26 protein-coding genes are annotated in these 26,463 nt (G+C 66.5%); 16 read left to right on the plus strand and 10 right to left on the minus strand.

Going from position 1 to position 26,463, the window contains the following annotated elements:
* Nucleotides 1–13 precede the first annotated feature (13 nt).
* Nucleotides 14–940: a sugar phosphate isomerase/epimerase gene (locus IOC69_RS08595; RefSeq protein WP_290543129.1), complete on the minus strand. Its 927-nt coding sequence runs from the start codon at nucleotides 938–940 to the stop codon at nucleotides 14–16.
* Nucleotides 941–1,109: 169 nt separating this feature from the next.
* Here IOC69_RS08595 and IOC69_RS08600 point away from each other — a divergent pair, with 169 nt between their 5' ends.
* The 11 genes from IOC69_RS08600 to pgi all read left to right on the plus strand — a co-directional run bounded on the left by IOC69_RS08600 (nucleotide 1,110) and on the right by pgi (nucleotide 12,461).
* On the plus strand, nucleotides 1,110–1,469 hold the full coding sequence (locus IOC69_RS08600; protein WP_290543130.1) for a hypothetical protein: 360 nt from the start codon (nucleotides 1,110–1,112) through the stop codon (nucleotides 1,467–1,469).
* Nucleotides 1,470–1,586: 117 nt separating this feature from the next.
* Nucleotides 1,587–2,921: an extracellular solute-binding protein gene (locus tag IOC69_RS08605; protein WP_290543131.1), complete on the plus strand. Its 1,335-nt coding sequence runs from the start codon at nucleotides 1,587–1,589 to the stop codon at nucleotides 2,919–2,921.
* A gap of 72 nt (nucleotides 2,922–2,993) precedes the next feature.
* Nucleotides 2,994–3,878: an ABC transporter permease subunit gene (locus IOC69_RS08610; protein ID WP_290543132.1), complete on the plus strand. Its 885-nt coding sequence runs from the start codon at nucleotides 2,994–2,996 to the stop codon at nucleotides 3,876–3,878.
* A 7-nt stretch (nucleotides 3,879–3,885) separates the two neighbouring features.
* Complete coding sequence (locus tag IOC69_RS08615) at nucleotides 3,886–4,779, plus strand: ABC transporter permease subunit (RefSeq protein ID WP_290543133.1); 894 nt, start codon at nucleotides 3,886–3,888, stop codon at nucleotides 4,777–4,779.
* Between the two features lie 4 nt (nucleotides 4,780–4,783).
* Entirely contained in the window at nucleotides 4,784–5,857 is a 1,074-nt protein-coding gene (ugpC, locus tag IOC69_RS08620; RefSeq protein ID WP_290543134.1) for a sn-glycerol-3-phosphate ABC transporter ATP-binding protein UgpC, read from the plus strand.
* A gap of 125 nt (nucleotides 5,858–5,982) precedes the next feature.
* Entirely contained in the window at nucleotides 5,983–6,186 is a 204-nt protein-coding gene (gene rpmI / locus IOC69_RS08625) for a 50S ribosomal protein L35 (RefSeq protein WP_290543135.1), read from the plus strand.
* A 19-nt stretch (nucleotides 6,187–6,205) separates the two neighbouring features.
* Complete coding sequence (gene rplT, locus IOC69_RS08630) at nucleotides 6,206–6,562, plus strand: 50S ribosomal protein L20 (protein ID WP_290543136.1); 357 nt, start codon at nucleotides 6,206–6,208, stop codon at nucleotides 6,560–6,562.
* Nucleotides 6,563–6,670: 108 nt separating this feature from the next.
* Complete coding sequence (pheS, locus tag IOC69_RS08635; RefSeq protein WP_290543137.1) at nucleotides 6,671–7,741, plus strand: phenylalanine--tRNA ligase subunit alpha; 1,071 nt, start codon at nucleotides 6,671–6,673, stop codon at nucleotides 7,739–7,741.
* Between the two features lie 286 nt (nucleotides 7,742–8,027).
* The gene (locus tag IOC69_RS08640) at nucleotides 8,028–8,456 is read left to right on the plus strand and encodes an endonuclease domain-containing protein (protein WP_290543138.1); all 429 of its coding nucleotides are present in this window, start codon (nucleotides 8,028–8,030) and stop codon (nucleotides 8,454–8,456) included.
* On the plus strand, nucleotides 8,453–10,846 hold the full coding sequence (gene pheT / locus IOC69_RS08645) for a phenylalanine--tRNA ligase subunit beta (protein ID WP_290543139.1): 2,394 nt from the start codon (nucleotides 8,453–8,455) through the stop codon (nucleotides 10,844–10,846). Before IOC69_RS08640 ends, pheT begins: the two co-directional genes overlap by 4 nt.
* 1 nt (nucleotide 10,847) lies before the next feature.
* Complete coding sequence (gene pgi, locus IOC69_RS08650) at nucleotides 10,848–12,461, plus strand: glucose-6-phosphate isomerase (protein ID WP_290543140.1); 1,614 nt, start codon at nucleotides 10,848–10,850, stop codon at nucleotides 12,459–12,461.
* A gap of 38 nt (nucleotides 12,462–12,499) precedes the next feature.
* Here the strand turns inward: pgi and IOC69_RS08655 are convergent, their stop codons facing one another.
* The 3 genes from IOC69_RS08655 to IOC69_RS08665 form a co-directional block, all read right to left on the minus strand.
* A complete protein-coding gene (locus IOC69_RS08655) occupies nucleotides 12,500–12,856 on the minus strand; it encodes an acyl-CoA dehydrogenase N-terminal domain-containing protein (protein ID WP_290543141.1) in 357 nt (118 codons plus the stop codon).
* 9 nt (nucleotides 12,857–12,865) lie between these two features.
* Nucleotides 12,866–14,254 carry an L-serine ammonia-lyase gene (locus tag IOC69_RS08660; RefSeq protein WP_290543142.1) on the minus strand — a complete coding sequence of 463 codons (1,389 nt, stop codon included), beginning with the start codon at nucleotides 14,252–14,254 and terminating at the stop codon, nucleotides 12,866–12,868.
* A gap of 184 nt (nucleotides 14,255–14,438) precedes the next feature.
* A complete protein-coding gene (locus IOC69_RS08665; RefSeq protein ID WP_290543143.1) occupies nucleotides 14,439–15,326 on the minus strand; it encodes a LysR family transcriptional regulator in 888 nt (295 codons plus the stop codon).
* Nucleotides 15,327–15,426: 100 nt separating this feature from the next.
* Here IOC69_RS08665 and IOC69_RS08670 point away from each other — a divergent pair, with 100 nt between their 5' ends.
* From IOC69_RS08670 to cysD, 4 genes are read left to right on the plus strand one after another with little or no spacing between them, the layout of a single operon-like run.
* Nucleotides 15,427–16,986: a proton-conducting transporter membrane subunit gene (locus tag IOC69_RS08670; protein ID WP_290543144.1), complete on the plus strand. Its 1,560-nt coding sequence runs from the start codon at nucleotides 15,427–15,429 to the stop codon at nucleotides 16,984–16,986.
* Between the two features lie 15 nt (nucleotides 16,987–17,001).
* Complete coding sequence (locus tag IOC69_RS08675; protein WP_290543145.1) at nucleotides 17,002–19,380, plus strand: YbcC family protein; 2,379 nt, start codon at nucleotides 17,002–17,004, stop codon at nucleotides 19,378–19,380.
* Nucleotides 19,377–20,195 carry a DUF6671 family protein gene (locus tag IOC69_RS08680; protein ID WP_290543146.1) on the plus strand — a complete coding sequence of 273 codons (819 nt, stop codon included), beginning with the start codon at nucleotides 19,377–19,379 and terminating at the stop codon, nucleotides 20,193–20,195. Before IOC69_RS08675 ends, IOC69_RS08680 begins: the two co-directional genes overlap by 4 nt.
* Complete coding sequence (gene cysD / locus IOC69_RS08685) at nucleotides 20,192–21,091, plus strand: sulfate adenylyltransferase subunit CysD (protein WP_366935508.1); 900 nt, start codon at nucleotides 20,192–20,194, stop codon at nucleotides 21,089–21,091. Before IOC69_RS08680 ends, cysD begins: the two co-directional genes overlap by 4 nt.
* Before the next feature lie 96 nt (nucleotides 21,092–21,187).
* On the opposite strand, the gene IOC69_RS08690 is transcribed toward cysD, so the two are convergent.
* A complete protein-coding gene (locus IOC69_RS08690) occupies nucleotides 21,188–21,643 on the minus strand; it encodes a hypothetical protein (RefSeq protein WP_290543148.1) in 456 nt (151 codons plus the stop codon).
* Between the two features lie 150 nt (nucleotides 21,644–21,793).
* On the opposite strand from IOC69_RS08690, the gene IOC69_RS08695 reads away from it, so the two are divergent.
* Entirely contained in the window at nucleotides 21,794–22,321 is a 528-nt protein-coding gene (locus IOC69_RS08695) for a helix-turn-helix transcriptional regulator (protein ID WP_290543149.1), read from the plus strand.
* Between the two features lie 99 nt (nucleotides 22,322–22,420).
* On the opposite strand, the gene IOC69_RS08700 is transcribed toward IOC69_RS08695, so the two are convergent.
* The 5 genes from IOC69_RS08700 to IOC69_RS08720 form a co-directional block, all read right to left on the minus strand.
* Nucleotides 22,421–22,906 (minus strand): VUT family protein, encoded by a 486-nt coding sequence (locus IOC69_RS08700; protein WP_290543150.1) that lies wholly within the window; start codon nucleotides 22,904–22,906, stop codon nucleotides 22,421–22,423.
* A 12-nt stretch (nucleotides 22,907–22,918) separates the two neighbouring features.
* Nucleotides 22,919–23,341, minus strand: coding sequence for a nucleoside-diphosphate kinase (ndk, locus tag IOC69_RS08705; RefSeq protein ID WP_290543151.1), 423 nt, complete (start codon nucleotides 23,339–23,341; stop codon nucleotides 22,919–22,921).
* Nucleotides 23,342–23,443: 102 nt separating this feature from the next.
* The gene (locus IOC69_RS08710) at nucleotides 23,444–24,187 is read right to left on the minus strand and encodes an amino acid ABC transporter ATP-binding protein (RefSeq protein WP_290543152.1); all 744 of its coding nucleotides are present in this window, start codon (nucleotides 24,185–24,187) and stop codon (nucleotides 23,444–23,446) included.
* 2 nt (nucleotides 24,188–24,189) lie between these two features.
* On the minus strand, nucleotides 24,190–25,344 hold the full coding sequence (locus IOC69_RS08715) for an amino acid ABC transporter permease (protein WP_290543153.1): 1,155 nt from the start codon (nucleotides 25,342–25,344) through the stop codon (nucleotides 24,190–24,192).
* Between the two features lie 48 nt (nucleotides 25,345–25,392).
* Entirely contained in the window at nucleotides 25,393–26,235 is an 843-nt protein-coding gene (locus IOC69_RS08720) for an ABC transporter substrate-binding protein (RefSeq protein ID WP_290543154.1), read from the minus strand.
* Nucleotides 26,236–26,463: the final 228 nt, after the last annotated feature.

The following is a 26,463-nucleotide window of genomic DNA, read 5'->3' on the forward strand; positions in this document are numbered from 1 at the left end:
TCCGCCGGTCAGGTCATTCCGCCGCCTGGCGGAGAAGGGTGCGCGCCGTGGCCGCCATCGCCCTGGTGGCGGCGACGCAGTCCGCCGCAGCATACCAGTAGCGCTGCTTCAGCTCGATGTTGAACACCACACCCTGCGGGAACGCGCAGGCGGCCATCAGATCGGCCCAGGGAATGTCGCCCCAGCCCACGGGCAAGTGCAGGTCGCCATGGCCGAAAGCCAGGCGTTCGCCTTCGGTGAACATCCAGATGTCGTCCTGGCGGCCGAAGCTGTCATGGATGTGCAGGTGCTGCGCGAAGGGGGCCAGCGCCGCCACTTCGGCGATATAGTCGGCGCGGCGGCCCTCGACGTCGAGCCTGAGGTAGGAATGGCTGAAGTCGATGGTGGCCCGCACCGCCGGGTGGCCGATGGCCGCCAGTTCCCGCGCCAGGCGGGCGGGCGCCGGGGTATGCGTGCGGGCATCGTCGGTGAACAGCGTCTCGACGCAGATTGTCAGCCCGCGCGCCGCGGCAAGATCACCCGCCCGGGAGAGCCATTCGCGCTGGCGGTCATAGGCGCTTTCGAGGCCCTGCGCCTGCTCCGTGGGAGTGACCCCGGCATGCAGCACATAATTGCCTGCGCCCACCGCGGCGGCGACGTCGAGCGAGGCTTCCAGCACCTCGAAATGGCGCGGCAGCCGCCACGCCGCATCCATGAAATTGAGGGCCAGCGGCCCATGCACGGTGAAGGCCACGCCGCGCCCGGCGCAGGCGCGCTTGACTGCCGCCAGCTGCGGCGGGCGGATGCGGCCGCCCACCACGATGTCCATGTCATAGGTGGGCAATTCGATCGATTCGACGCCCAGTTCCTCGATCATGTCGAGTTCGCTGGCAAGGTCCGAGAGGTCGTCGGCGCGTTTGTGGGCGGAGATACCCGTCCCGGCAATTCCGTTCGGCAACATGGCTGATGATCCTGATGCGGCGGCACCGCGCCGCCTCCGGTCGAAAACTAGTGCGGCGCGGTGAAGGTGCCGTGACGATTTGGCGGCGGACAGCGCCAAGCCCCCTCTTTTATGTGACAGCAAATCTTCGCAATATCGTCATTCGAACTTCATGAAAGGGTGGGTTGCGATGAAAATTCTGGTTTTTGCGGTGTCCATGCTGCTGTGCGCAAGCGCCCCGGCGGCCGAACTGGCGGGGCCGGACCTGCGGGCAGCCCTGATCGGCCAGACCATCCAGTGGTGGGAGGACGGCGGCTGGCATGCCGGCAACCTGTCGCTTCTGCCGGACGGCCGCGCCGAAATCACCATCGAATCGCCGCGCCCGCAGCGCGATGCCGGGCGCTGGAGCATCAGCGGCAACCGGCTCTGCACCGCGTGGTCCAGCCTGCGTGGCCGCGAGACCAAGTGCTATTCGCTGGAGCGCGCCGGTCCGGACCGCTTTGTGACCAGCGGCGGCAACGTCTTCGTCATCATCTCCGCCGGAGTCTGAAGTTCCGTCATCGCTCCGACGCAGCGCGTTCATACGGTTGTCGGCGTTTTGTCATGGCGCGGCCGCATGGCTATCGTCCCGGCGAGCGAGAACCTCGCCGCAACTCGGAGGTAACACATGAACCGTCTTCTTCTTGCGGCCGCTTCGCTGGGCGCTCTCGCCCTTGCTGCCGCGCCCGCCCATGCGGACCGCATCAAGTTCGATTTCTGGTATGGCAACACCGGCGCCATCGCCGAAGTGGTGCAGAAGCACTGCGATCTTTTCAACGCCTCGCAGGACAAATATGAGGCCGTGTGCACCGGCCAGGGCGGCTATGACAAGGCGGAGCAGAACACCATTGCCGCCTACCGCGCCAACCAGCAGCCCGCCATCGTGCAGATCTATGACGCCGGCACCGTGAACTTCATGCTGTCCGGCGCCATCGTTCCGGCGGTGCAGTTCGCCAAGGACCATGGCATCAACGTCGACTGGGATTCCTATTTCGGCGGCATCAAGAACTATTATGCCACCTCGAAGGGCGAGATGTGGTCCTTCCCCTACAATTCCTCGACCGCCATGTTCTACTGGAACAAGGACGCCTGGGCCAAGATCGGCAAGACCGAGGCGCCCAAGACCTGGAGCGAATATGCCGCCGACCTGAAGGCCCTGAAGGCGGCCGGCGTCTCCTGCGGCCTGGCGCTCGACTATGACACCTGGACCGGCCTCGAGCAGTTCTCGGCCGCCAACGACCTGCCCATCGCCTCGATGAACAATGGCTATGACGGGCTGGGCGCCGAACTCCTGTTCAACAAGACCGCCTTTGTCGACCACATGAAGGACTACAAGGCGTGGCTCGACGCCGGCTATGCCGAACTCCACACCGAGCAGACCGGCAAGGACATCGACCAGGCCTTCGCCGACGGCACCTGCGCCTCGATCTTCGAATCGATCGCCGACTTCCGCAACTTCAAGAAGACGGCGACGGGCTTCAACTGGGGCGTGGCCATGCTGCCGCTGCTCGACGGCAAGGAGCGCAAGAACACGCTCGTCGGCGGCGCCTCGCTGTGGGTGATGAAGGGCAAGACCGACCAGGAATATGAGGCGGCAGCGGCCTTCCTCAACTACGTCACCGCGCCCGGGACCGGCCAGAAATACATCGTCGAGAACACCGGCTACATCCCGGTGCGCGCCGACGGTCTCGAACTGCTCAACCAGGAGGGCTTCTACCAGAAGCCGGAAAACGCCGGCCGCGAACTGGCCATCGCCTCGCTGACCGCCTCCAACGGCACGCCCGTCACCCGCGGCATCCGGCTCGGCAATTACACTTCGATCCGCAAGGCGCTGAAGTCGGAACTCGAAGCCGCCTTCGCCGGCCAGAAGGACGTGCAGGTGGCGATCGACGACGCCGTGAAGAACGGCAACGAGATCCTGCGCCGCTACGAGCAGACCTTCCAGGGCGCCCAGCTGCCCTGATCCGGCGCCGATCGTGGGGCGGGGTGGCCAAGGGCCGCCCCGCCCATTCTCCCACCTGCCGAAAGCCACCCCGTGACAAGACATGCCGCCTTCACCAACATCTGGCTTGCGACACTGCTGGTGTTGCCGCAGCTGCTGCTGGTGTTCGTCTTCTTCTACTGGCCAACGGCGGAGGCGCTGTACTGGGCCTTCACGCTGGAGCAGCCCTTCGGCGGCAGCAACCAGTGGGTTGGCCTGCTGAACTTCACCACCGTGTTCCGGGACCCCAAATACTGGAACTCGGTCACCGTGTCGGTGATCTTCGCGCTGGCCACCACCGCGCTCATCCTCGCCGTGTCGCTCGGGCTGGCCCTGTTGGTCGACCGCCGCCTGCCCGGCCACCAGATCTATTCCTTCGGCTATTTCATTCCCTATGCCATGGCAGCACCGGCCGCCGGCCTCGCCTTCCGCTTTATCTTTTCGCCCAATGCCGGCTTCGTGGCGGCGATCAACACGTGGTTTCCCAATCTGTGGAACCCCGCCACCGACGGCGTCGACGCGATGATCCTCATCATCCTCTGCCAGGCATGGAAATCAATCGGCTACAGCTTCGTGTTCTTTCTCGCGGCCCTGCAGTCGATCCCGCGGCCGCTGCTGGAAGCGAGCGCCATGGACGGCGCCGGCATCCTGCGCCGCATGCGCGACGTGCAGGTGCCGCTCGTCATGCCCACGCTGTTCTTCCTCATCATCATCAACCTGACGGACAGTTTCGTCGACAGCTTCGGCATTGTCGACATCACCACCCATGGCGGACCGGCGCGCGCCACCGATCTCATGGTCTACAAGATCTATTTCGACGGCTTCAAGGCGCAGGACTATTCGCTGGCGGCGGCCGAATCGATCGTGCTCATGGTCCTCGTCGTCGGCCTCACCTTCATCCAGTTCCGCTATATCGAGCGGCGCGTGCATTACACCTGAGACGGCGATGATCGAGCGCACCCCCATTCTCAACGCCGTGACGCAGGTCATCCTCGCCGTCATGCTGTTTGTGATCCTCATCCCCTTCTGGATGGTTTTCGCGGCCGCCAGCCATGACTTTGTGACCGTCAACCGCGTTCCGATGCCGCTGTGGCCCGGCGGCCACCTTTACGAGAACCTGGCCGAGGTGTGGGTCAAGGGCAATTTCGGCACGGCTCTCGTCAACTCCTTCATCTCCTCCGTGCTGGTGACTGTTGGCAAGGTGTTCCTCGCCTCGATCACCGCCTTCTCCATCGTGTTCTTCCGCTACCGGGCGCGCATGCTGGTGTTCTGGGCGATCTTCGTCACCCTCATGCTGCCGCTCGAGGTGCGGATCGTGCCGACCTATGCGGTGGCCGCCAATGTGCTTACTCCGTTCCAGCAGATCCTCGACTTCGCGCATATCCGCGTCGTGCTGCCGGAATGGAACCTGCTCAACACCTATCCGGGCCTGGTGCTGCCGCTGGTGGCCACCGCCACCGGCACCTTCCTCTACCGCCAGTTCTACATGACGGTTCCCAACGAGCTTGCCGAGGCGGCGAAGATGGACGGCGCGGGGCCCTTGCGCTTCTACTGGCAAATCCTCATGCCGCTGTCGCGCTCCAACATGGCGGCGCTGGCCGCCATCATGTTCGTCTATGCGTGGAACCAGTATCTCTGGCCGCTGCTGGTCATCACCGACCAGCAGCATTTTGCCACCGCCACCATGCAGCTCCAGAAGATGGTGCCGGAAGGCTTTGGCGAGCCGCCGGTGTGGAACACCGCAATGGCCGCCAACCTCATCGTGCTGTTGCCGCCCGCCATCGTCTCCATCCTGCTGCAGCGCTTGATCGTGCGCGGCCTCATCGTCACGGAGAAATAAGCCCATGTCCGCCATTACGCTGCGGGATGTGAAGAAAAGCTATGGCCGCAACCAGGTTGTCCATGGCGTGAATCTCGCCGTGGAAGAAGGCGAGCTGGTGGTCATTCTCGGCCCCTCGGGCTGCGGCAAGTCCACCCTGCTGCGCATGGTGGCGGGTCTCGAGGCGGTGACGGCGGGCGACATCGGCATTGGCGGCAGGCGGGTCAACGATCTTGAGCCGCGTGAGCGCGGCTGCGCCATGGTGTTCCAGAACTATGCGCTCTATCCGCACATGAGTGTCGCGCAGAACATCGGATACTCGCTCAAAATCGCACGGGTGCCCAGGGCGGAGCGCGAGGCGCGGGTGAAGACGGTGGCGGAAACCCTTGGCCTTGGCGAATTCCTCGCCCGCAAGCCCGGGCAATTGTCCGGCGGCCAGCGCCAGCGCGTCGCCATGGGCCGCGCCATGATCCGCGAGCCCAAGGTGTTTCTCTATGATGAGCCGCTCTCCAATCTCGACGCCAAGTTGCGCGTCGCCATGCGCGTCGAAATCCGCCGCCTGCACCAGCGCCTTGGCGCCACCACACTGTTCGTCACCCATGACCAGGTCGAGGCCATGACGCTGGCTGACCGCATCGTGGTGATGAACAAGGGCATGATCGAGCAGGTCGGAACGCCTGCCGAGGTCTACCACCGCCCGCAGTCGACCTATGTCGCCTCCTTCATCGGGGCGCCCGGCATGAACCTTTTGAAAGCCAGCCTCAACCGCAGGGCGTCGCGCCTCGAACTCGCGGGCGGCCAGTCTCTGCCGCTGGCCAATGTCGGCGCACTCGATGGCCAGGACACGGTGGAGGTCGGGGTGCGGGCGGAGTCGATCGCCCTGGCGCCACCCGGCGCGGGCGGCCTGCGGGCGACCGTGCAGTTCGTCGAGGAGCTGGGCGCCTCGCAGCTCCTCCACACGGAGCTTGGCGGCGCCCCGCTGGTCGTCGCGGCGCGCGACGGCATGGCGGCGCGAGCCGGGGCCGATGTCGAGCTGGCGGTGGACCCCGCGAGCCTGCATTTCTTCGATCCCGGCAGCGGCCGGCGCATCGGGGCGTGAGACTTCAGGAGAGCCACACCCTTGCAATTCCTGCCCCATTTTGCTTAAACCCGCCCGTTCTAGCCGCCTGGCCTGTAACGGGCATGCCATGGCGGCTTTATATCGCTTTGAAAGGATTAAGCAAAATGCCCAAGATGAAGACCAAGTCCTCGGCCAAGAAGCGGTTCAAGGTCACCGCTTCCGGCAAGATCAAGGCGGGTCAGGCCGGCAAGCGCCATGGCATGATCAAGCGGACCAACAAGCAGATCCGCAACCAGCGCGGCACCATGGTTCTGGCGGCAGGCGATGAGCGCCTCGTCAAGATCCATATGCCTTATCTCGCCAAGTAAGCCCGGGGAGTAGAGAACCATGCCACGTTCAAAGGGCGGCACCGTCGCCCGCAAGTCCCACAAGAAGGTGATCAAGGCGGCGAAGGGCTATTTCTCCCGCCGCAAGAACATCTTCCGCGTCGCCGTTCAGGCCGTCGAGAAGGCCGAGCAATATGCCTACCGCGACCGCCGCACCAAGAAGCGCAATTTCCGCGCCCTGTGGATCCAGCGCATCAACGCCGGAACGCGTGAACTCGGCCTCACCTATGGCCGATTTATCCATGGCCTGGCCAAGGCCGGGATCGAGGTGGACCGCAAGGTCCTGGCCGATCTCGCCGTGCATGATCAGGCCGCCTTCGCCGCTCTTGTCGAGAAGGCCAAGGCCGCGCAGGCTTAATCAGACCTCGCTGATCGCCACGTCGAATTCCGATTGCCTTGACCGGGCCACAGCGTGTCTTTCGCGGCACCTGTGCCCGGTCATGCCGTTTCCAGGGGAACATGCTGAATGAGTCTCGCCACTCTCGAACAGTCAATACTCGCGGAGATCGCAGCCGCCGGCGATGAGGCTTCGCTCGAAGCCGTGCGCGTCTCGGCGCTGGGCAAGAAGGGCTCGATCTCCGAGCGCATGAAGGGCTTGGGCGCCATGAGCCCCGAGGCGCGCAAGGAGGCGGGCGCCACGCTCAACGTGCTCAAGGACAAGCTGTCCGACGCGCTCTCAGCCCGCAAGGCCGCGCTGCAGGAAGCAGCACTCGAAGCGAGGCTGGCCTCCGAGAAAATCGACGTCACGCTGCCCGTGCGGCCGCAGGTGACGGGCACGGTCCACCCCGTGTCCCAGGTGTGGGAAGAAGTGGTGCAGATCTTCGGCGACCTCGGCTTCTCCGTGGCGGAAGGCCCGCACATCGAGGACGACTTCCACAATTTCGATGCGCTGAACATTCCCCCCGAACACCCCGCGCGGCAGGAACATGACACCTTCTTCTTCAGCGAGAAGGCGGACGGTTCGCGCATGCTGCTGAGGACGCACACGAGCCCGGTGCAGATCCGCACCATGCTGGCCTCGAAGCCGCCCATCCGCATCATCGCGCCCGGCCGCACCTTCCGCTGCGATTCGGACATGACGCACACGCCCATGTTCAACCAGGTCGAGGGCCTCGTCATCGACGGGACGACGACGCTCGCCAATCTCAAATGGGTCTTGACCGAATTCTGCAAGGCCTTCTTCGAGGTCGATGATGTGAGGATGCGCTTCCGCGCCTCGCACTTTCCCTTCACCGAGCCGTCGATGGAAGTCGATATCCAGTATTCGCGCGAGGGCGGGCAACTGAAGATCGGCGCCGGCGACAAGTGGCTGGAGATTCTGGGCTCCGGAATGGTGCACCCGAATGTCATCCGCAGCGGAGGCATGGACCCTGACCAAGTCCAGGGCTGGGCCTTCGGCGTGGGGCTGGACCGCATCGCCATGCTGAAATACGGCATCCCCGATCTCCGCGCCTTCTTCGAAGCCGACCTGCGCTGGCTTCGCCACTATGGATTCAGGGCACTCCAGGCGCCGACCCTGGCGGGAGGGTTGTCGTGACTTCCCCTCACTTGCTCCGCGAACGGAACCTTCTCTCCCGCTGCGCGGGCGAGATTGAACGGCACGTTTTCAACCTCTCCCGCGTAGCGGGAGAGGACATAAGGAAGCACTCCCATGAAATTCACCCTCTCCTGGCTCAAGGACTGTCTCGACACCACCGCGCCGCTTGAGGAGAGGTCGAGGAGGTCACCGACACGGCCAAGCTGTTCGCCTCTTCGTCTTCTCCCGCACGGCGGGAGAAGAAGGGGACCCATTGCGCAGCAATGGGGGAGATGAGGGGACGCTGATGCGCGAAGGCCAGAAAACCTTCACGGCAAGACGCCTGCGCAAGGACGAGACGCTTGCCGAGAAGCGCCTGTGGGAGCAGCTGCGCAGCCGCACGCTGGACGGCTGCAAGTTCGTGCGCCAGTCTCCCATCGGACCGTACATCGCGGACTTCATATGCCGCGAGCATAAGCTGATCGTCGAAGCGGACGGCGCGACCCATTCGACTGCAGCACAGCTTGAGCATGATCGCCTGCGCACGCAGGACCTGGAAGCGGAGGGATTTCGCGTCCTGCGCTTCCAGAACGATGAACTTCTCAACGGCATGGATGAAGTGCTGACCATCATCCGCAGCGCTCTCGCCCGTGTCCCCTCACCTCCCCCGTCGCTGCGCGACGGGTCCCCTTCCTCTCCCGCAGGCGGGAGAGGACATAAGGAAGCACTCCCATGAAATTCACCCTCTCCTGGCTCAAGGACTATCTCGACACCACCGCCACCCTCGATGAAATCTGCGAGGGCCTGGTCGGCGTCGGCCTTGAGGTGGAAGAGGCCACCGACAAGACCAAGCTGCTCGCCGACTTCACCGTGGCCCACGTCATGCTGGCCGAGAAGCACCCCAATGCCGACAAGCTGCGCCTGTGCGCGGTGGAGACGAAGGACGGCACGAAGCAGGTGGTCTGCGGCGCCCCCAATGCGCGCACCGGCATCAAGGCGATCATCGCATTGCCCGGCGTCACCATTCCGGCGACGGGTGCGGTGTTCGCGCCCGCCACGATCCGCGGTGTCGAATCCCAGGCCATGCTGTGCTCGGAGCGCGAGCTGCTGATCTCGGATGAGCACGACGGCATCATCGAGGTCGAAGGCGACTGGCCGGTGGGAACGCCTGCGGCGAAGGCGCTGGGCCTCGACGACCCGATGATCTACGTCAAGGTCACGCCCAACCGCCCCGATGCGCTCGGCATCTATGGCATCGCGCGCGATCTGGCGGCGAAGGGCTTGGGGACACTGAGGCCGCTCGACGCCGGGAAGGTGGAGGGCACGTTCGACTCCCCCATCAAGGTCTCTCTCGACTTCCCCGATGGCGATACGAGGCCCTGCCCGCTGTTCGTCGGGCGTTACATCAGGGGCATGAAGAACGGCCCCTCGCCCGAATGGCTGCAGCGCCGCCTGAAGGCCATCGGCCTGCGCCCGATCTCGACACTCGTCGATGTCACCAACTACATCACCTTCGCCTATGGCCGCCCGCTGCATGTGTTCGATGCGGACAAGGTGAAGGGCGCGGTCCGCGCGCGGCCAGCGAAGGACGGCGAGATGCTGGAGGCGCTCGACAACAAGACCTACACGCTGTCCGAAGGCATGACGGTGATCGCGGATGACGCTGGCCTCGAGGCCATCGCCGGCATCATCGGCGGCATTCCGTCGAGCTGCACGGATGACACCGTGAACGTCTTCCTCGAAGCCGCCTATTTCGATCCGCTGCGCACCGCCGCCACGGGCCGCAGGCTCGGCATCACCTCGGATGCGCGCTACCGCTTCGAGCGCGGCGTGGACCCGGCCTTTACACCGGTGGGTTCCGAGATCGCCACGCGCATGATCCTCGATCTCTGCGGCGGCGAAGCCTCGCATGTCGTCGTTGTAGGCGCGGTGCCCGATACTTCGCGCAGTTACACGCTGCGCAAGACCCGCGTTGCCTCGCTGGCGGGCGTGGAGATTCCCGTGGCGCGCCAGAAGGAGATCCTCGCGGCGCTGGGCTATGGCGTCACCGAGACGGCCGATGCCCTCACCTGCTCGGCGCCCTCGTGGCGGCCCGACATCCATGGCGAGGCCGATCTCGTGGAGGAGGTCATCCGCATCTGGGGCCTCGACAACATTCCCGCCCGGCCGATGGAGCGCGCCAGCGCCATTGCGAAGCCGGTGCTGAACCCGCTGCAGAAGCGCATGCTGGGGGCGCGGCGGGCGCTCGCGTCGCGCGGCTTCAACGAGGCGATCACCTGGGCCTTCCTGTCCGAGGAGCACGCCAGGCTCTTCGGCGGCGGCCAGCCGGAGCTGAAGCTCGCCAATCCGATCTCCTCGGAACTCTCCGACATGCGCCCCTCGCTGCTGCCGAACCTGATCGCGGCGGCGGGCCGCAACATGGACCGCGGCTTCGCCGACATGATGCTGGCCGAAGTGGGCCACGCCTATGCCGGCGACCAGCCGAAGGATGAGACGCTGCGCGCCGCCGGCCTCCGCCGCGGCGCCTTCACCGGGCGCAACGTGCACGGGGGCGCCCGCGCCGTCGATGCCTTCGATGCCAAGGCCGATGCGCTGGCCGTGCTCGAAGCGGCAGGCGCAGCCGTGGCGACACTGCAGGTCGTCGCCGGCGCCCCCGCCTGGTTCCACCCGGGCCGGTCCGGCGCCATCCAGATGGGCCCGCAGAACAAGCTGGGCTTCTTCGGCGAGATCCATCCACGCGTGCTCGGCCAGATGGACGTGAAGGGTCCGCTTGTGGCGTTCGAGATCATCCTCACCGCCATCCCCGGCTCGAAGTCCAGGGGCGCCACGCGTGCCGCCCTGGTCATCTCCGATCTCATGCCGCTGTCGCGCGACTTCGCCTTCGTGGTGGACGACGCGGTGGAGGCCGACAAGCTGGTGAAGGCCGCGAAGGGTGCGGACAAGGCGCTGATCGCCGACGTCACCGTCTTCGATCTCTACAAGCTGGAGGGGGGTAAGAAATCGCTCGCCATCGAGGTGACGCTGCAGCCCAAGGACAAGACGCTGACCGAACCGGAGATCGAAGCCGTCTCGCAGAAGATCGTGCAGGCCGTGACCAAGGCCACCGGCGGGACATTGAGGAGCTGACATGGCAAAGGCCGACAGCCGCAAAGTACTTGCAGACCTGAAGGCCCACCGCAAAAAGGGCGCGCCCGCCAGCATGCGGCGCGCCTTCGAGCGTGATCCCAACCGCTTCGCGGAGTTTTCCGCCACGGCGGACGCGATGCTGCTCGACTATTCCAAATGCGCGGTCAACAGCCGCACCATGAAGCAGCTGGCCCAGCTCGCGAAGGCCTGCGACATCGAAGCCAAGCGCGACGACATGTTTGAAGGCGCCATCATCAACACCACCGAGCAGCGCGCCGTCCTTCACACGGCGCTGCGCAACCGCGCCAATACGCCGGTTCTGGTCGATGGTAGGGACGTGATGCCGGACGTCAATGCCGTGCTCGCCGCCATGGCCGCTTTCGCACGGCAAGTGCGCCGCTCGAACATCACCGATGTCGTTAACATCGGGATCGGCGGCTCCGACCTCGGCCCCGCCATGACCACGCTGGCACTCGCCCCTTATCACGACGGGCCGCGGCTCCATTATGTCTCCAACGTCGACGGCGCCCATATCGCCGACACGCTCAAGCTCTTGAAGCCCGAGACCACCCTCTTCGTCATCGCGTCCAAGACCTTCACCACCATTGAGACCATGACCAACGCGAAGGCCGCGCGTGCATGGATCGCGGAGAAGCTGGGCGAGTCCCACGTCGGAGAGCATTTCGCCGCGATCTCCACCGCCATTCCCAAGGTCAAGGCCTTCGGCATTCCGGAAGACCGCATCTTCGGCTTCTGGGACTGGGTGGGCGGGCGCTACTCCATCTGGTCGGCCATCGGCCTGCCCTTGATGATCGCCATCGGGCCCGAGCGCTTCATCGAGTTCCTTGAGGGCGGCCATGCGATGGACCGCCACTTCCGCGAAGCCCCGGCGCTCCAGAACCTGCCCATGCTGATGGGCCTTCTCGGTGTGTGGCACCGCAACATCTGCGGCTATCCCTCGCGCGCCATCATTCCTTATGACCAGCGCCTGTCGCGCTTTCCCGCCTATCTGCAGCAGCTCGACATGGAATCGAACGGCAAGCGCGTGACGAAATCGGGCAGGCCCGTGAAGGGCGACACCGGACCGATCGTCTGGGGCGAGCCCGGCACCAATGGCCAGCATGCCTTCTTCCAGCTCCTGCACCAGGGCACCGGCATCGTCCCCGTCGAGTTCCTCATCGCGGCGGACCCGCACGAGGACAAGGCCATGCGCGAGCACCATGCGCTGCTCGAGGCCAATTGCCTCGCCCAGTCACAGGCGCTGATGCGCGGCCGCACCGAAACGGAAGCGCTGGAACAGCTTCTCGCCATGGGCAAAAGCAAGGCGGAGGCCAGGGCTCTCGCCCCCCACCGCGTTTTCACCGGCAACCGGCCTTCCGTGACGCTCGCCTACAAGCGCCTCGACCCCTTCACGCTCGGCCGCCTCATCGCGCTCTACGAACACCGCGTCTTCGTCGAGGCCGCGATCTGGAACATCAACGCCTTCGACCAGTGGGGCGTGGAACTCGGCAAGGAACTGGCAACAGGGCTGCAGCCGGTGGTGGAAGGCAAGAAGAGCGCCGAGGGGCTTGATTCATCGACGGCAGGGCTCGTCAAGTTCCTGCGCGGTTTCTGAGAGCGCTCAGAACATCGCCTGATCCATCTCCATCTCCATCACCGGCCCCGCGCCAGCGAGGATCTTCGCATGCAGTGCCGCCGAATGCCCTGCCCGCCATGTTCAGGCGCGGCGGTCAGCGCGGGCCAGCCGCCGGCGACGAGCTGCGCATAGGCCTCGCGGAACCCCTTGGGCGTTCTCACCGTGCCATCGTCGAAATGCACGCCCTCCTCGTCGGCGCTGCGATGCAGCGGATACAGAACCTCGGACGAGAACCGCGCCGACTGCTCCAGCACCGCCTCGATCACATCGCGCGTGCAATGGCCGAAACCGGGCAGCTTCGTGTGCGCCTCGAAGCCGAGAAGCTCGTAGAGGGTGAAGAGGTGGTCGGCGAGCGGCGGCGCAAAGACGGGCATGGCCCAGATTCAGCACTCCACAACGTTCACCGCAAGTCCGCCGGTGGAGGTCTCTTTGTACCGCTCGCTCATGTCGAGGCCCGTCTGGCGCATGGTCTCCACACAGGTGTCGAGCGGCACGAGATGCGTGCCATCGCCGCGCAGGGCGAGCGATGCCGCCGTCACCGCCTTCACCGCGCCGAAGGCATTGCGCTCGATGCAGGGCACCTGCACGAGGCCACCCACCGGATCGCAGGTCATGCCGAGGTGATGCTCGAGCGCGATCTCGGCGGCATTCTCCACCTGCCCGTTCGAACCGCCCAGCGCCGCGCACAGTCCCGCGGACGCCATGGCGGACGCCGAACCGACCTCGCCCTGGCACCCCACTTCAGCGCCCGAGATCGAGGCATTGTGCTTGATAAGCCCGCCGATCGCCGCCGCGGCGAGCAGGAAGGTGCGGATGCCCTGCTGGTCAGCGCCCAGGCAATGATCAAGGTAATAGCGGATCGTCGCGGGGATGACGCCCGCCGCCCCATTGGTGGGCGCGGTGACCACCTTGCCGCCCGCCGCATTCTCCTCGTTCACTGCCATGGCATAGACCGAGAGCCAGTCCATCAGCTGGTGCGGCTGGATGGCGTTGTTGCCCTTCTCTTCCATCAGCCGCCGGTGGATATCCGCCGCGCGCCGCTTCACTTTCAGGCCGCCCGGCAGCGTGCCGGTCTGGCGCAGGCCGCGGTTCATGCAGTCGCGCATGGCGGCCCAGATGCGGTCGAGATCGGCGTCAAGCTGGTCCGCCGTCTGCGCCACCTGCTCGTTCGCCCGCTTCATCTCGACGATCGAAAGACCGGAGCGCTGGCCCATCTCCAGCATTTCGGCGGCGGTGCGGAAGGGATAGGGCACATCGACCATGGGCTTCTCGGCCTTGCCCGCGGCAAGGCTCGCGGCGCGCTCAGCCCCGGTCTGCACGAAGCCGCCGCCGATCGAGAAATAGGTTTCCGACAGGAGCGTGTTGTTGTCATCGTCGAGGATGCGGAACACCATGCCATTGGCATGGCCCTTCAGCGCCGGCCCGAAGTCGAAGATCACGTCAGCCGTGGGGTTGAAGGCCACGGCGAAATCATCGCCGATGGCAATGCTGCCGCGCTCCGCCATCTGGCGCAGCACATCGTCCACCCGGTCGGGGTCCATGGTCTGCGGCTTCTCGCCGGCAAGCCCGAGGATCACCGCGCGGTCGGTGCCATGCCCCTTGCCGGTGAAGGCAAGCGAGCCATGGAGCGTGACCGTCAGCCGTCCGGTGTGCGGCAGCGAGGCTCCGGAGGCGAGCGCCAGGAACCGCGCGGCCGCCACCATCGGCCCCACCGTATGGGAGGAGGACGGCCCGATGCCGATTTTGAAGATGTCGAAGACGGAGAGGAACATGGCAACCAAAAATCATTGTCAGGGAGGATCATCATAGCCAGTTCTGCCGCTTTTTGCGCCATAAACCTCCGGCTGACCGCCATCCCGTCGCCCCGCTCCCCCGTTCCCCGGCTGACATTTGATCCGGGCGGCGCGACCCGGAAACTGCCGCATGACGGCGACTTTGAGGACGCGGCGGCCCACGTTATGGAATGCTGTCGCCCGCCGGGTTGCGCGCCGCCGCCAGCAGGTCGGCCAGCAGCGGATTGGGAAAGCGCCGCTCCCGCGTCACCGCCAGGAAATGCTCGCGGATGCCGTCGATCTGGGCCACTTCGACGAGAAGGCCGGAGGTGATCTCGTCGCGCACCACGATGGGCGGGATGACGGCAAGCCCAGCATCCTCGCGCGCCAGCAGCCGCAGCATGGCCATGTCGTCGGCCTCGGCCGCGATGTGCGGGGTGACGCCATAACGCGCCGCAAGTGCGTCGAACGCGGCGCGCAGGGCGGAGTCCTTTGTGGGCAGCACCAGCGCCTCGTCGCGCAGCAGCTCCCGCATGTCCCGCGTGCCGATGCGCGCCGGCGTGCCGATGAGGCTCACCGGCTGCTCGCCGATCTGGTGCACGAGCCAGGGCGTGTCCGCCGCGCGCGGGGGTGCGAGGTTGGTGAGAACCACGTCGAGGGCAAGCGAGTCCAGTTCGCGCAGCAGCTCGGCCTGGCTGCCGGAGCGCAGGATCACCTCAACGTCGCGGCGGCCCAGCAGCGGGCGCAGGAACCCGATCTGGAAATTGCGCGACAGGGTGGCAAGCGCGCCGACACGCAGCGCGCGGCGGGCCGCCCCGGTCTCGCGCATCACGGCGGCGAGGTCGTCGGCCGTTCGGAAAATCGCATCCGCATGGTCAAGCGCGATGCGACCGGCCTCGGTGAGGACGAGGCTCCTCCCCTTGCGCTCGAACAGCTCATGGCCGAGCGAAGCCTCCAGCGCCTTGATCTGGGTGGAGAGGGCCGATTGCGAAAGGTTCAGCCGCCGGGCGGCCCCGGAAAGGGTGCCGTCAACGGCCACGGCGCGGAACAGACGAAGATGGTGCAGGTTCATGATTCTTCCATAAAACAGAACGATCTTCGTTAAAAGATGTAATTTTATAGAAGAGGAAATGTGTCTATCCCTCCGTCCATCCTTGGACCGGAGCTGAGCCATGACCACCCTTCCCCCGTTGACCGTCTTCGCCCCCCTGCTGCTGCTGGGATTCTCCGCCCTGTCGCTGGTCAACCCGGGCCGCCGCCCGGGGGCCTTTCCGCGCCTCGCCGAGGCTGCGGCCCTTGGAGCCATGGGCTTCGCCATCGCGGCGCTGGTGCAGTTGCTGTGGACCGGACCGGCGATCCTGAGCTTCGGCGGCGGCGCCTTGCTGCTGGCCTTCCGGCTCGATGCGGTGAGTGTCTCCATGGCGGTGCTCGTCAGCTTCGTCGGCTGGATCGTGGTGCGCTATTCGCGGAGCTACCTGGACGGCGAGGCGCGCGAAGGGCGTTTTCATGGGCTGATGCTGGCCACGCTCGCGGCGGTGCTGGCGCTGGTGCAGGCGGGCAGCCTCGCTGTGGTGGCGCTGGGCTTTATCGCCATCGGCGTGGTGCTGCGGCAGCTCTTGCTGTTTTACCCCGAACGCGCCGAGGCGCGGCGGGCGGCGGCGAAGTTCTCGCTCGTCTGGGGCGCGGGCGATGCCGCGCTGGTCATTGCATCGCTGCTGATCGGCTGGAGCCTCGGCACCGCGAGCCTGGCGGAGATCGGCGCCAAGGCGGCGCAAGGCCTGCCCCCCGCCGCCGGGATCGGCGTGGCGCTGCTGGTGCTCGCGGCGGCGCTCAAGACCGCGGCCTTCCCGCTCCATGGCTGGCTGACCGAGGTCATGGAGGCGCCGACGCCGGTCTCCGCCCTCTTGCATGCCGGCATCATCAACTCCGGCGGCGTGCTGCTTATTGCCCTTGCGCCGCTGGTTCAGGCGAGCACCGGGGCGATGGCCGCGCTCGTGATGATCGGCGGCCTCACCGCGCTGTTCGGCGCCGCCGTGATGCTGACGCAGAGTGCGGTGAAGACGGCGCTCGCCTGGTCCACGGTCGCGCAGATGGGCTTCATGCTTCTGCAATGCGGCCTGGGACTGTGGACGCTGGCGCTGCTGCACATCGTGGCGCACTCGCTTTACAAGGCGCATGCCTTCCTCTCGTCCGGCGGTGCGGTGCGCGCCGTCGCGGCGGTGAAGCGGCCGGGACCCGTCGCGGTGCCCGGTGTCGCGGCGGTGGCCAAGGCCTTCCTTGTGGCGCTGGCGCTGTTCGCCATCGTGGCCAGCCTGTTCTCGCTTGCCGTGACGAAGTCGCCGCAGTCGCTGGCGTTGGGCGCGATCCTGATCTTCGGCGTCGCCTATCTGGTGGCGCAGGGCCTCGCCGACGCGGCACCGCGCGCGCTCACCCTGCGCACGGCGCTTGCATCCACGGCGGCGGCCATCTCCTACTTCAGCTTCCAGCTCATGGCCCAGGCGCTGTGGGGGGCCAGCCTGCCGCAGCCGCCGGAGGCCGGTCCGCTGGAATGGGCGCTGATCGTGCTGGCGCTCCTCTCCTTCGGCATCGTCGCGGTGGCGCAGGCGCTGTTTCCGCTCTGGGCCCATCACCCGGCGACCGCCGGCCTGCGCGTCCACCTCGCCAACGGACTTTACCTCAATGCGCTGCTCGACCGGGCGACCGGCGGCTTCCGCTCCTCCCACACGGCCTGACACAGGAGACGATCCATGTTCATGATGCATCCGCAGTTTCCCGCCGCCCGGGTCTCCGGCCTGCTGAAGGCGGCCGAGAGCGCCGCCCGGGCGATCCCGCCCGCCTTCCCGCTCACCGCCACGGTGGCGGTGAACCCTTTCCTCGGCCAGACGGGCCAGGACCTCGCCACCACTGCGGCACTGCTGGCGCGCGTCGCCGGCACGAAGGTCACGCCGCCGCGCAGCAGCTTTGCCGCGAAGCTTCGCGCGGGCGAGATCGAGGACGCCGATCTCGCGGCGGCGCTCGAGGCTTCCGCCGCGCCGCTGAAGCCCAGGGACGTAACGGCCCTGAAGGCGCTGCTTGCCGTGGAACGGCCCGCCCCGCAGGCGCTGCCCACCGTGGCCGAGCTTGCGGCCCGGGCCGACGGCACGGACTGGCCGGGCGTCATCGCGCGTGCCTTCGGCCTGTGGGCGGCGGGCCACTTCGACCGCGGCCAGGCCCTGTGGTCGCCCGCCGCCGGCCGCAGCACCTATGATGCCTGGCGGGCCTGGGCGGTGCATGATCTCACACCGGAGATCGCCGGCCTCACCGGCTTCTGCTCGCATGTGGCGGAAGCTCCCGACACGGCGGAGCGCGCCATCCTGCGCGCTTCGGAGGCGCTGGGCCTGAGCGAGGCCGCCGCCGGCACCGCCTTCCACCGGCTGATGATCGACCTCGGCGGCTGGGCGCAGCATGCGCGCTGGCTGCTGTGGGAAGCGGAGCTCACGGGCGGGACGGACGCGACGCTCACCGACCTGCTCGCCATCCGGTTGACCTGGGAAGAGGCGCTGCTGGCGCACCGGCCCTGTCTCGCCGGCAGCTGGCAGCAGGTGACGGAGGCGCATTCAGCACCCGTGATGGCCTCCGCCGAGGATATTGCCGACGCCATCCTGCAGGAGGCAGCCGAGCGGGGGCAGCAGCGGAAGCTGGCGCTGAAGCTGGTGAGCGGCCACACACCGGAGGGACGTCCCAGCCTGCAGGCGGCCTTCTGCATCGACGTGCGCTCGGAGGTGTTCCGCCGCGCGCTGGAGGCGGCTGACCCAACCGTCGAGACCGTCGGCTTTGCCGGCTTCTTCGGCCTGACCGTGAAGCACCGGCCGCATGGCACGGAGATGACCGAGGCGCATCTTCCCGTGCTGCTCAACCCCGCACTGACATCGACGGGGCATGAGAGCGCCAGGTCCGAAGAGGACGCGCGCATCGCGGCGCGCACGGTCAGGGCCTGGGGCCGCTTCCGGCAGGCGGCGGTGTCTTCCTTCGCCTTCGTCGAGGCGGCGGGGCCGGGCTATGCGCTGAAGCTGGTCAAGGACGCACTCGCCCTCGTCAGCAAGCCGGCCACGCCGGAGCCCGCGCCGCGCATCGAGGGCGGCATGACGGCGCAGGCCAAGGCCGCGACCGCCGCCGCGGTGCTGAAGGCGATGAGCATGACCGCGGGCCACGCGCCGCTGGTGCTGCTGCTGGGCCACGGCGCGCATGTCACCAACAATCCGCATGAGAGCGCCTATCACTGCGGCGCCTGCGGCGGGCATACGGGCGAAGTCTCCGCGAGGCTGCTGGCGCAACTGCTGAACGACCCGGAGACGAGGAGCGGCCTCGCGCAGCATGGCATCAGCCTGCCGCAGGACACGCTTTTCGTGGCCGGCCTTCACGAAACCACCACGGACGAGGTGACGCTCTATGAGGATGGCTTCCCGCCGGAGCAGTGCGCAAGGCTCGCCGTCACGCGGCAGCTGCTCCGGCGCGCCGCCCGGATGACGCGCGCCGAGCGGGCGCTGCGGCTGCCCGGCGCCACCGCCTTCGCCATCACGCAGCGCGCGCTGAACTGGGCCGAGGTGCGGCCCGAATGGGGGCTCGCCGGCTGTTCCGCCTTCATCGCCGCGCCGCGCCGCGTGACCGCGCAAGCCGATCTCGGCGGCAGGTGTTTCCTGCACAGCTATGACTGGAGGGCCGACGCGGGCTTCGGCACGCTGGAGCTGATCATCACCGCGCCCGTCGTCGTCGCCAGCTGGATCAGCCTGCAGTATTACGGTTCGGCGGTGGCGCCCGAGGTGTTCGGCGGCGGCAACAAGCTGATCCATAATGTGGTGGGCGGCATCGGCGTGCTTCAGGGCAATGGCGGCACGCTGCGCGCGGGCCTGCCCTGGCAGGCGGTGCATGACGGGACCAGGCTGGTGCACGAACCGCTGCGCCTGACCGTGATGATCGAGGCGCCGCGGGAGGCGATCGGCGCCGTGCTGGCCAGGCACCCGCAGGTGGCCGCGCTCTTCGAAAACGGCTGGCTGCACCTTCTCGCCCTCGAAGATGGCGCGGTGAGCGCCCGCTACCGCCCCGGCGGCAGCTGGGAGCAGCTCACCCAAACGCGCCGGGCGGCATGAGCTACCGCGGGCGGATGGCGGCGCTGGGGACCCGGCACGCGAAGGAGCGCGTTATCGCGCCCGCCTTCGCGGAGCGGCTGGGGCTTGCCGTGCAGGCCCCCGCGGGCATCGACACCGATGCGCTGGGAACCTTCACCGGCGAGACGCCGCGCGCGGGCTCGATGCGCGATGCCGCGCGGGCCAAGGCGCGGCTGGGCATGGAGGCCGCCGGCCTGCCCATCGGCATGGCCAGCGAGGGCAGCTTCGGGCCGCATCCCTTCATGCCTTTCATCGCTTCAGGCCGCGAGATGATGCTCTTGATCGACGATGCGCGCGGGCTTGAGATTGTGGAGGAATGCGTTTCCGAAAGGACCAACTTCGCCGCGCTGGACCTGACGGAGGGCGCCGATGTCGGGGCTTTTCTCGGGCGCGCCGGCTTCCCCTCGCATGCGCTGGTGCTGCGCCGCGGCGGGCGCATCACGAAGGGCATCAACGATCGCGCCGCGCTCGAAAGCCTGCTCTCCGCGGGCCGGGGCGAAGGGCAACTCGAGACCGACATGCGGGCCCATGTGAACCCCACGCGCATGGCCGAGATCGGGAAGCTGGCAGCAAGGCTCGCGGCGCGCATCGCAACGGCCTGCCCCGCCTGCGCGGCGCCCGGCTTCGGCACGGTCCGCAGCGAAGCGGGATTGCCCTGCGCGGCGTGCGAAACGCCAACCGCGCTGGTGCGCAGCCTGGTTGCCGGCTGCGCGCTGTGCGGATACGAGAAACGGTCACCGAGAACCGACGGCCGCATGGCCGCAAGCCCCGCCGAATGCCCGGAGTGCAATCCATGAGCCTGTCCCACCTCGACCGTCTCGAAGCCGAGGCGATCCACATCATTCGCGAGACGGCGGCGCAGTTCAGAAGACCCGTGCTGCTTTATTCGATCGGCAAGGACTCGACCACGCTGTTGCACCTCTGCGCCAAGGCCTTCCATCCGGGAAAGCCGCCCTTTCCGCTGCTGCACATCGACTCGACCTGGGAGTTCCGCGATGCGCTGGCCTTCCGCGACTGGGTGGTGAGGCGCTATGGCGTGGAGCTTGTGGTCTATCGCAACGAGGATGGCGTTCAGAAGAACATCAACCCTTTCGACCATGGTTCGAGCCTCTATACCGAGATCATGCGCACCGTGCCGCTGAAGCAGGCCATCACCGAACTGGGCTTCGATGCGGCGATGGGCGGGGCACGGCGCGACGAGGAGAAGTCGCGCGCCAAGGAACGCGTGTTCTCGGTGCGCGACGCGAACCATGGCTGGAACCCCAAGAACCAGCGGCCCGAACTGTGGGACAATTACAACGGCCGCCTTGCGCCCGGCCAGACGATGCGCGTGTTCCCGATCTCCAACTGGACGGAGATCGACGTCTGGCTCTATATCCTGCGCGAGGAGATTCCGCTGCCGCCGGTCTATTTCGCGGCCGAGCGGCCGGTGGTGCGGCGCGACGGGCAGATCATCCTCGTCGATGACGCGCGCATGCGCCTTCGCCCCGGTGAGGAGCCGGAAATGCTGCCGGTGCGCTTCCGCACCTGCGGCTGCTATCCGCTTACGGGCGGCATGGTGTCATCGGCGAAAGACGTGCGCGGGGTGATCCTCGAAACGGTCCAGGCGTCCGGCTCCGAGCGCGCCGGACGCATGATCGACAAGGACGGCGCTTCCGCCATGGAGGACAAGAAGCGGCAGGGTTATTTCTGAGGCGCGCCATAGCGCGCATTGCCGCCGCCATACCGCGCGCCATACCGCGCCGCGGGCAGCGCGCGCAGTCCGGGGCCATCTGACCGTGGTTCCCCGTCAGCCGTTGGGCCTGATGCGGTAGATCTGGCCGAAGAAGCTGACCAGCAACGCAGTGGACCAGCTCAGGCAGAACACGCCCGACATGGAGATCATCGGCGCCAGCATGCGCCAGCGGTCATCGACATCGACCCGCGTCAGGCCCAGCGCGGTATAGTTCTCGAGGGAATAGTAGACGCCCTCGCGATAGGTCGGCAGGGCGCCTGCCGCATGCATGAACAGGCCCCACGCGAAATTGGTCATCATGTGAAGGCCGAACAGCAGCATCATCGCCGCAAGGATGACGATCATCGCCCGGTGCTGGGGCAGCGAATGAATGTTCCCGACGTTGAATTTCATGTGGAACAGCCGGATCGAGACGTGAAGACCCACCAGGTGGAGCGCCACAATCGCCACGAAGGCAAGCACGCACAAGCCGAAGGATTCGAGCACGAGGGTTTCGGGAGCGGATAACATGGAGATTCCTTACAGCATCGGCCGGGCAAGCGGAATTGCCCGCGGCGCAAGACTTTCTCCAGGGCGCGACGGTTTGGCGCTTTGCCCAGCTGTTCGGGCGCCGTGATTGATGATTAAACGGGATCCCCGACGTTTGAACCGGACCCTGTGATGAAACATCGTCTGCCAGCCCTGATCATGGCCCTGATCGCGGTGCAAGTCATTTGCGCCATTGTCTTTTTTGTTGACGTCATGCGGGACGCGGCCGACCTTGGCGGGGTCGGCTGGGGTCTGCTGCCGGAAGCCCTGGCGAGCCTCGCCCTTTTCGTCGGCATTGCCTTCGAAGCGGCCTGCCTCGCGCACCTGCTGCGGCGAAAGGCAAGCCTGGAGCGCAGCGTGGGGCTGGCCTCCTCGGCGCTGCAAGGGGTGATCGAGAACCATTTCGACGCATGGAAGCTTACCGCCAGCGAGCGCGACGTGGCGGCCCTCATGGTGAAGGGCCTGTCCATTTCCGAGATCGCGGGGGTCCGCGGCTCGGCGGAGGGCACCGTCAAGGCTCACCTCAACGCCATCTACCGCAAGGCCGACGCACGCAACCGTGCGGAGGTGCTGAGCCATATCATGGATACGCTCATCGACAGGCCGCTGCTGTCCGGCGGGGAGCGCCCGCCCGCGGGAACGCGCAGAGCCGTCAACTGAAGGATTGTGCCGCTGATCTTCGAGCGCGGGCGCGGAAGGTGCGCGGGCTGACCGACGGATGGCGAACCTTGCGCGTCGGCCCCGGGCGGCCCCGGCCGCTCAGGCGGCGGTGATGCGCAGCTTCCGGTCTCGCGCGCGCAGGATGTACCACACGAGGATGACGCCAACCCCCTTGGACGCCATTTCCGTGAGGAAGGCGGCGGGCGTCAGGTAGCCTGCGAGATACTGGAAGGCCAGCGTGTCCAGCGGCACGGCGAACATCGCGGAAATCAGGATGCGCTGGGAGAGCGGTTTGCGCAGGAAGGAATAAACACCCCAGTCCGCCGTTTCCGACAGGATGAAGGCGGTGATGGAGGCCACCGCGATGGCCGGGTCCACCATGAACCAGGTGAGAACCCCCGCCGCGGCGGTGGCGAAGAGGATAGAGTGGCCGATCTCGCGCTGGGCATAATCGCGCAGCACGAAGATGAAGCCGACCACCACATTGGCGAGATAGAGGTCGCCCAGCGGCGTCTGCCATGGTGCGATCGCCGTGAACATCCAGTTCACGGCGACGATGGCGGCGACGTAGAAGGCGACCCACATTGGCCTGGTTCCCTAGCCGACGATCTCCTCAGGCTTGAACACCTGCGCGATCTCGATCCCCGCGTTTTCGGGCGAGTCAGACCCGTGCACAGAATTGGCCTCGATCGACAAGGCGAACTCCTTGCGGATGGTGCCGGGCGCGGCATTGGCCGGGTTGGTGGCGCCCATCACTTCGCGGTACTTCGCCACCGCGTTCTCGCCCTCCAGCACCTGGACGACGACGGGACCCGAAATCATGAAGGCCACGAGGTCGTTGAAGAAGGGGCGCTCCTTATGGACGGCGTAGAAAGCCTCGGCCTCCGCCTTGCCCCACCTGACGCGCTTCTGGCCGACGATGCGCAAGCCGGCACCCTCGATCCTGGCGTTGATGGCGCCCGTCAGGTTGCGGCTGGTCGCGTCCGGCTTGATGATCGAGAAGGTGCGTTCGATGGCCATGAAAGTCCTCGTTTCCGTGCATGTCTGCGTGAGGGGAAGGGCCGCCGTATAGCGGCGGCGCGGCCTGCTGGCAAGCGCAGCCTCCGCCGCCGGGGCGGACGGTCAGAGCCGGCCGGCCTCAATGATGCGCCTGAGGAAGGCGCGGGTGCGCTCCTGCTTCGGGGCGCCGAAGATTTGCGCGGGCGGGCCCTCCTCGTGCACCACGCCCTCGAAGAGGAAGCAGACCTTGGAGCCAACCTCCCTGGCAAACCCCATCTCATGCGTCGCCAGAAGCATGGTCATGCCCTGGGCGGCGAGATCGCGCACGATGTTGAGCACTTCCGAGACGAGTTCGGGGTCGAGCGCGGAAGTGATCTCGTCGAGCAGCATCACCTTCGGTTCCATGGCCAGCGCGCGCACGATGGCGACGCGCTGCTGCTGGCCGCCGGAGAGCCGGTCGGGATATTCCGCCGCCTTGGCCTCAAGCCCGATGCGCTTCAACAGCGCCATGGCCCTCGCCTCGGCCTCCGCCCTGTCCACCTTCAGAACCTTCAGCGGCGCCAGCGTCACGTTCTCCAGCACGCTCATGTGCGGGAAGAGGTTGAAGCTCTGGAATACGATGCCCACATCCCGGCGAAGGCGGTTGACGTCAACGCCGGGCCCCGAGACGCGATCGTTCATCAGCCGGATCTCGCCGGCCTGGATCCTCTCCAGCCCGTTGATGCAGCGGAGCAGCGTGGACTTGCCGCAGCCCGAGGCCCCAATGAGGCAGACGACCTGGTGCTCGTCCACCGACAGGTTGACGCCGCGCAGCACCTTCACGGGGCCGAATTCCTTCTCGACGTTCACGATCTCGAGGAAGGACATGTTCAGCCCCCGGCCCGCATGCGGGCATTGTCGCGCTCGATCATCCTGTCGACGAAGCGGGCCTGCGGTATGGTGATGAGGACGAAGAGGATGGCCACCACGGTGACGGCCGACAGGTTGAAGGCATTGGCCGCAATGATGCGCGACTGGTTGAAGGCGTCGATGACGCCGACCACCTGCACGAGTGCGGTGTCCTTCTGCAGCCCGATGAAGTCATTGAGCAGCGGAGCGACGATGCGGCGCACCGCCTGCGGCACGACGACATAACGCATGGTCTGCATGTAGGACAGGCCCAGCGAGCGCGCGGCGGATATCTGGCTCCAGTGGATCGACTCGATGCCGGCGCGGTAGACCTCGGCGACATAGGCGCCATAGGTCAGCGTCAGCGCCAGGATGCACCACCAGATGACGGGGATTCGGGTGAGCGAGCGCTGCTCGGCCACCGACATGGAGGAGAGGTCGACGAACCAGCCCACGATGTGCGGCACGATCATCTCCGGCAGGCCGGAGGTGGGGATGCCGAAGCCGATGAGATAGAGCGTCACCACGGCCGGGAGCCCGCGGAAAATGTCGCAGTAGAGGATGGCAAGCGCGCGGATCGGCTGGCCGGCCTTGCCCGGCATCAGGCGGGCCAGCGCCACGATCAGGCCCCACACCAGCACGAGAATTTCCGCCACCACGAAGATGAAGATGTTGGTGAGGAGGAATTGCCTCGTCACCAGCCACCACTTCTGCTGCATCAGCGGCAGGTAGAAGAAGGTCTTGCCCACGGCGACGTCGTTCATCATCACAAAGACGGCGAAGCCGAGCGCCATCAGCGCGAAGGCCCCCCAGCCGAAGGTGACCCAGGCATTCTCGCGCGAGGCGGCGGTCTGGATGCGGGCTTCGGCGATGTCACCGGCGGCGAGCGCCGCGGCAGCCTTGCGCGATCCACCCAAGGCGCGGAGCGCCGGAATGAACAGCAGCGCCGTGCCAGCAATGGCGGTCCAGAACACCGCCTGCCAGAAGCCGTTCATCACGCCGAGGAATTCGAGCGAGGAGCGGATGAGGGTGGCGGCGCCATAGGCTGCGAGCGTGCTGAGCGCGGCAAAGAGCAGTGCTGCAAGCGCCAGGCCATCGGCGCGCTGCGGCAGCGGATGAGGAGCGGGCTTCTTCACGTGAGGATGGCAATGCCCCCGCCACCTTCAGCAGCGGGGGCAGTGACCTCAGTGGTTGAAATAGGGGACGGTGGCCGGGTCCCTGCCCCAGGCGGCCGCCAGATACCTGGCGCCGAGCTTCTTGACGGTGCCGTCGTCGATCATCGACTGGATGATCTTGTCGAGAGTGGCGTTGTTGGCGTTGCCCTTGGGATAGATGGCGCCATAGGACTCGCCCGTCCTGTACTGGCCGACGACGTCCACCTTGTCCGGGTTGGCCACCACTTCGGCGAGCACGATCGAGGTGTCGGTCACGGCCACGTCGGTCTGGCCGGCGCGCAGGGCCGCGAACATGTCGCCCTGGTCCGGATAGACCTGCACGTCGGTGATGCCGAGCTTGTCCTGGACGAAGGCTGCACCCGTGGTCGCCTGCTGCACGCCGATCCTGGCGGACTTGATCGACGTCTCGTCGACGGGTGCATCCTTGCGCACCAGCACGCCGATGTCGGAACTGAAATAGGGCACCGAGAAGTCATGAACCTTCTTGCGCTCTTCGGTGATGGAGATTTGAGACATGGCGAGGTCGAAGTCATGGGTCTGGCCGGCGATCAGCGCGTCCCAGCCGACATTGACGACTTCAAGCTTATCGTAGCCGGCGCGCCAGGCGATCTCGGCGGCCATGCAATATTCCATGCCGTCCTTGATGGCTTCCGGCGTATCGCCGTTCCACCAGATGGGGGCGGGGAGAGACACTTCGACGGTCAACTGGCCGGGCCTGGCCGGGTTGGCGATGGGGATCGACCCCTTCTCGCCCGTCACTTCGCAATTGCCGATCATGTTGGCGGCGGATGCGGGAATGCCGAAGGCCAGCAGCGCCGCCGCGGCGAGAAGCACGCGTTTCGAGATTGCCATGGTGTGATTGCTCCCTGTGCTTTTTCTTTAGGGCTGAATAAACGGGAAAAGGCGCTGCAGGGCAAGGGGCAAGACAGCTGAGAAAAATCAAGGATCGGCATCGCGGGCGGCAATTTCGATTTCCGCATCACCGGCCACCTGGCGTCGCCGCGGCCCGGCAATTCGGGCATGATCCGCAAGAGTCCGTTCCACTCCTGCGGTTGATGCTCAGGCTTTTGATCTGGCGCA

It is taken from the genome of Aestuariivirga sp., from assembly GCF_020252405.1.
Taxonomy (GTDB): Bacteria; Pseudomonadota; Alphaproteobacteria; order Rhizobiales; family Aestuariivirgaceae; genus Aestuariivirga.

Excerpts from the sequence above, each read along its gene's own strand:
- IOC69_RS08595 (WP_290543129.1), bottom strand. The coding sequence starts at position 940 with ATGTTGCCGAACGGAATTGCCGGGACGGGTATCTCCGCCCACAAACGC.
- IOC69_RS08600 (WP_290543130.1), top strand. The coding sequence starts at position 1,110 with ATGAAAATTCTGGTTTTTGCGGTGTCCATGCTGCTGTGCGCAAGCGCC.
- IOC69_RS08605 (WP_290543131.1), top strand. The coding sequence starts at position 1,587 with ATGAACCGTCTTCTTCTTGCGGCCGCTTCGCTGGGCGCTCTCGCCCTT.
- IOC69_RS08615 (WP_290543133.1), top strand. The coding sequence starts at position 3,886 with ATGATCGAGCGCACCCCCATTCTCAACGCCGTGACGCAGGTCATCCTC.
- ugpC (WP_290543134.1), top strand. The coding sequence starts at position 4,784 with ATGTCCGCCATTACGCTGCGGGATGTGAAGAAAAGCTATGGCCGCAAC.
- rpmI (WP_290543135.1), top strand. The coding sequence starts at position 5,983 with ATGCCCAAGATGAAGACCAAGTCCTCGGCCAAGAAGCGGTTCAAGGTC.
- rplT (WP_290543136.1), top strand. The coding sequence starts at position 6,206 with ATGCCACGTTCAAAGGGCGGCACCGTCGCCCGCAAGTCCCACAAGAAG.
- pheS (WP_290543137.1), top strand. The coding sequence starts at position 6,671 with ATGAGTCTCGCCACTCTCGAACAGTCAATACTCGCGGAGATCGCAGCC.
- IOC69_RS08640 (WP_290543138.1), top strand. The coding sequence starts at position 8,028 with ATGCGCGAAGGCCAGAAAACCTTCACGGCAAGACGCCTGCGCAAGGAC.
- pheT (WP_290543139.1), top strand. The coding sequence starts at position 8,453 with ATGAAATTCACCCTCTCCTGGCTCAAGGACTATCTCGACACCACCGCC.
- pgi (WP_290543140.1), top strand. The coding sequence starts at position 10,848 with ATGGCAAAGGCCGACAGCCGCAAAGTACTTGCAGACCTGAAGGCCCAC.
- IOC69_RS08655 (WP_290543141.1), bottom strand. The coding sequence starts at position 12,856 with ATGCCCGTCTTTGCGCCGCCGCTCGCCGACCACCTCTTCACCCTCTAC.
- IOC69_RS08660 (WP_290543142.1), bottom strand. The coding sequence starts at position 14,254 with ATGTTCCTCTCCGTCTTCGACATCTTCAAAATCGGCATCGGGCCGTCC.
- IOC69_RS08665 (WP_290543143.1), bottom strand. The coding sequence starts at position 15,326 with ATGAACCTGCACCATCTTCGTCTGTTCCGCGCCGTGGCCGTTGACGGC.
- IOC69_RS08670 (WP_290543144.1), top strand. The coding sequence starts at position 15,427 with ATGACCACCCTTCCCCCGTTGACCGTCTTCGCCCCCCTGCTGCTGCTG.
- IOC69_RS08675 (WP_290543145.1), top strand. The coding sequence starts at position 17,002 with ATGTTCATGATGCATCCGCAGTTTCCCGCCGCCCGGGTCTCCGGCCTG.
- IOC69_RS08680 (WP_290543146.1), top strand. The coding sequence starts at position 19,377 with ATGAGCTACCGCGGGCGGATGGCGGCGCTGGGGACCCGGCACGCGAAG.
- cysD (WP_366935508.1), top strand. The coding sequence starts at position 20,192 with ATGAGCCTGTCCCACCTCGACCGTCTCGAAGCCGAGGCGATCCACATC.
- IOC69_RS08690 (WP_290543148.1), bottom strand. The coding sequence starts at position 21,643 with ATGTTATCCGCTCCCGAAACCCTCGTGCTCGAATCCTTCGGCTTGTGC.
- IOC69_RS08695 (WP_290543149.1), top strand. The coding sequence starts at position 21,794 with ATGAAACATCGTCTGCCAGCCCTGATCATGGCCCTGATCGCGGTGCAA.
- IOC69_RS08700 (WP_290543150.1), bottom strand. The coding sequence starts at position 22,906 with ATGTGGGTCGCCTTCTACGTCGCCGCCATCGTCGCCGTGAACTGGATG.
- ndk (WP_290543151.1), bottom strand. The coding sequence starts at position 23,341 with ATGGCCATCGAACGCACCTTCTCGATCATCAAGCCGGACGCGACCAGC.
- IOC69_RS08710 (WP_290543152.1), bottom strand. The coding sequence starts at position 24,187 with ATGTCCTTCCTCGAGATCGTGAACGTCGAGAAGGAATTCGGCCCCGTG.
- IOC69_RS08720 (WP_290543154.1), bottom strand. The coding sequence starts at position 26,235 with ATGGCAATCTCGAAACGCGTGCTTCTCGCCGCGGCGGCGCTGCTGGCC.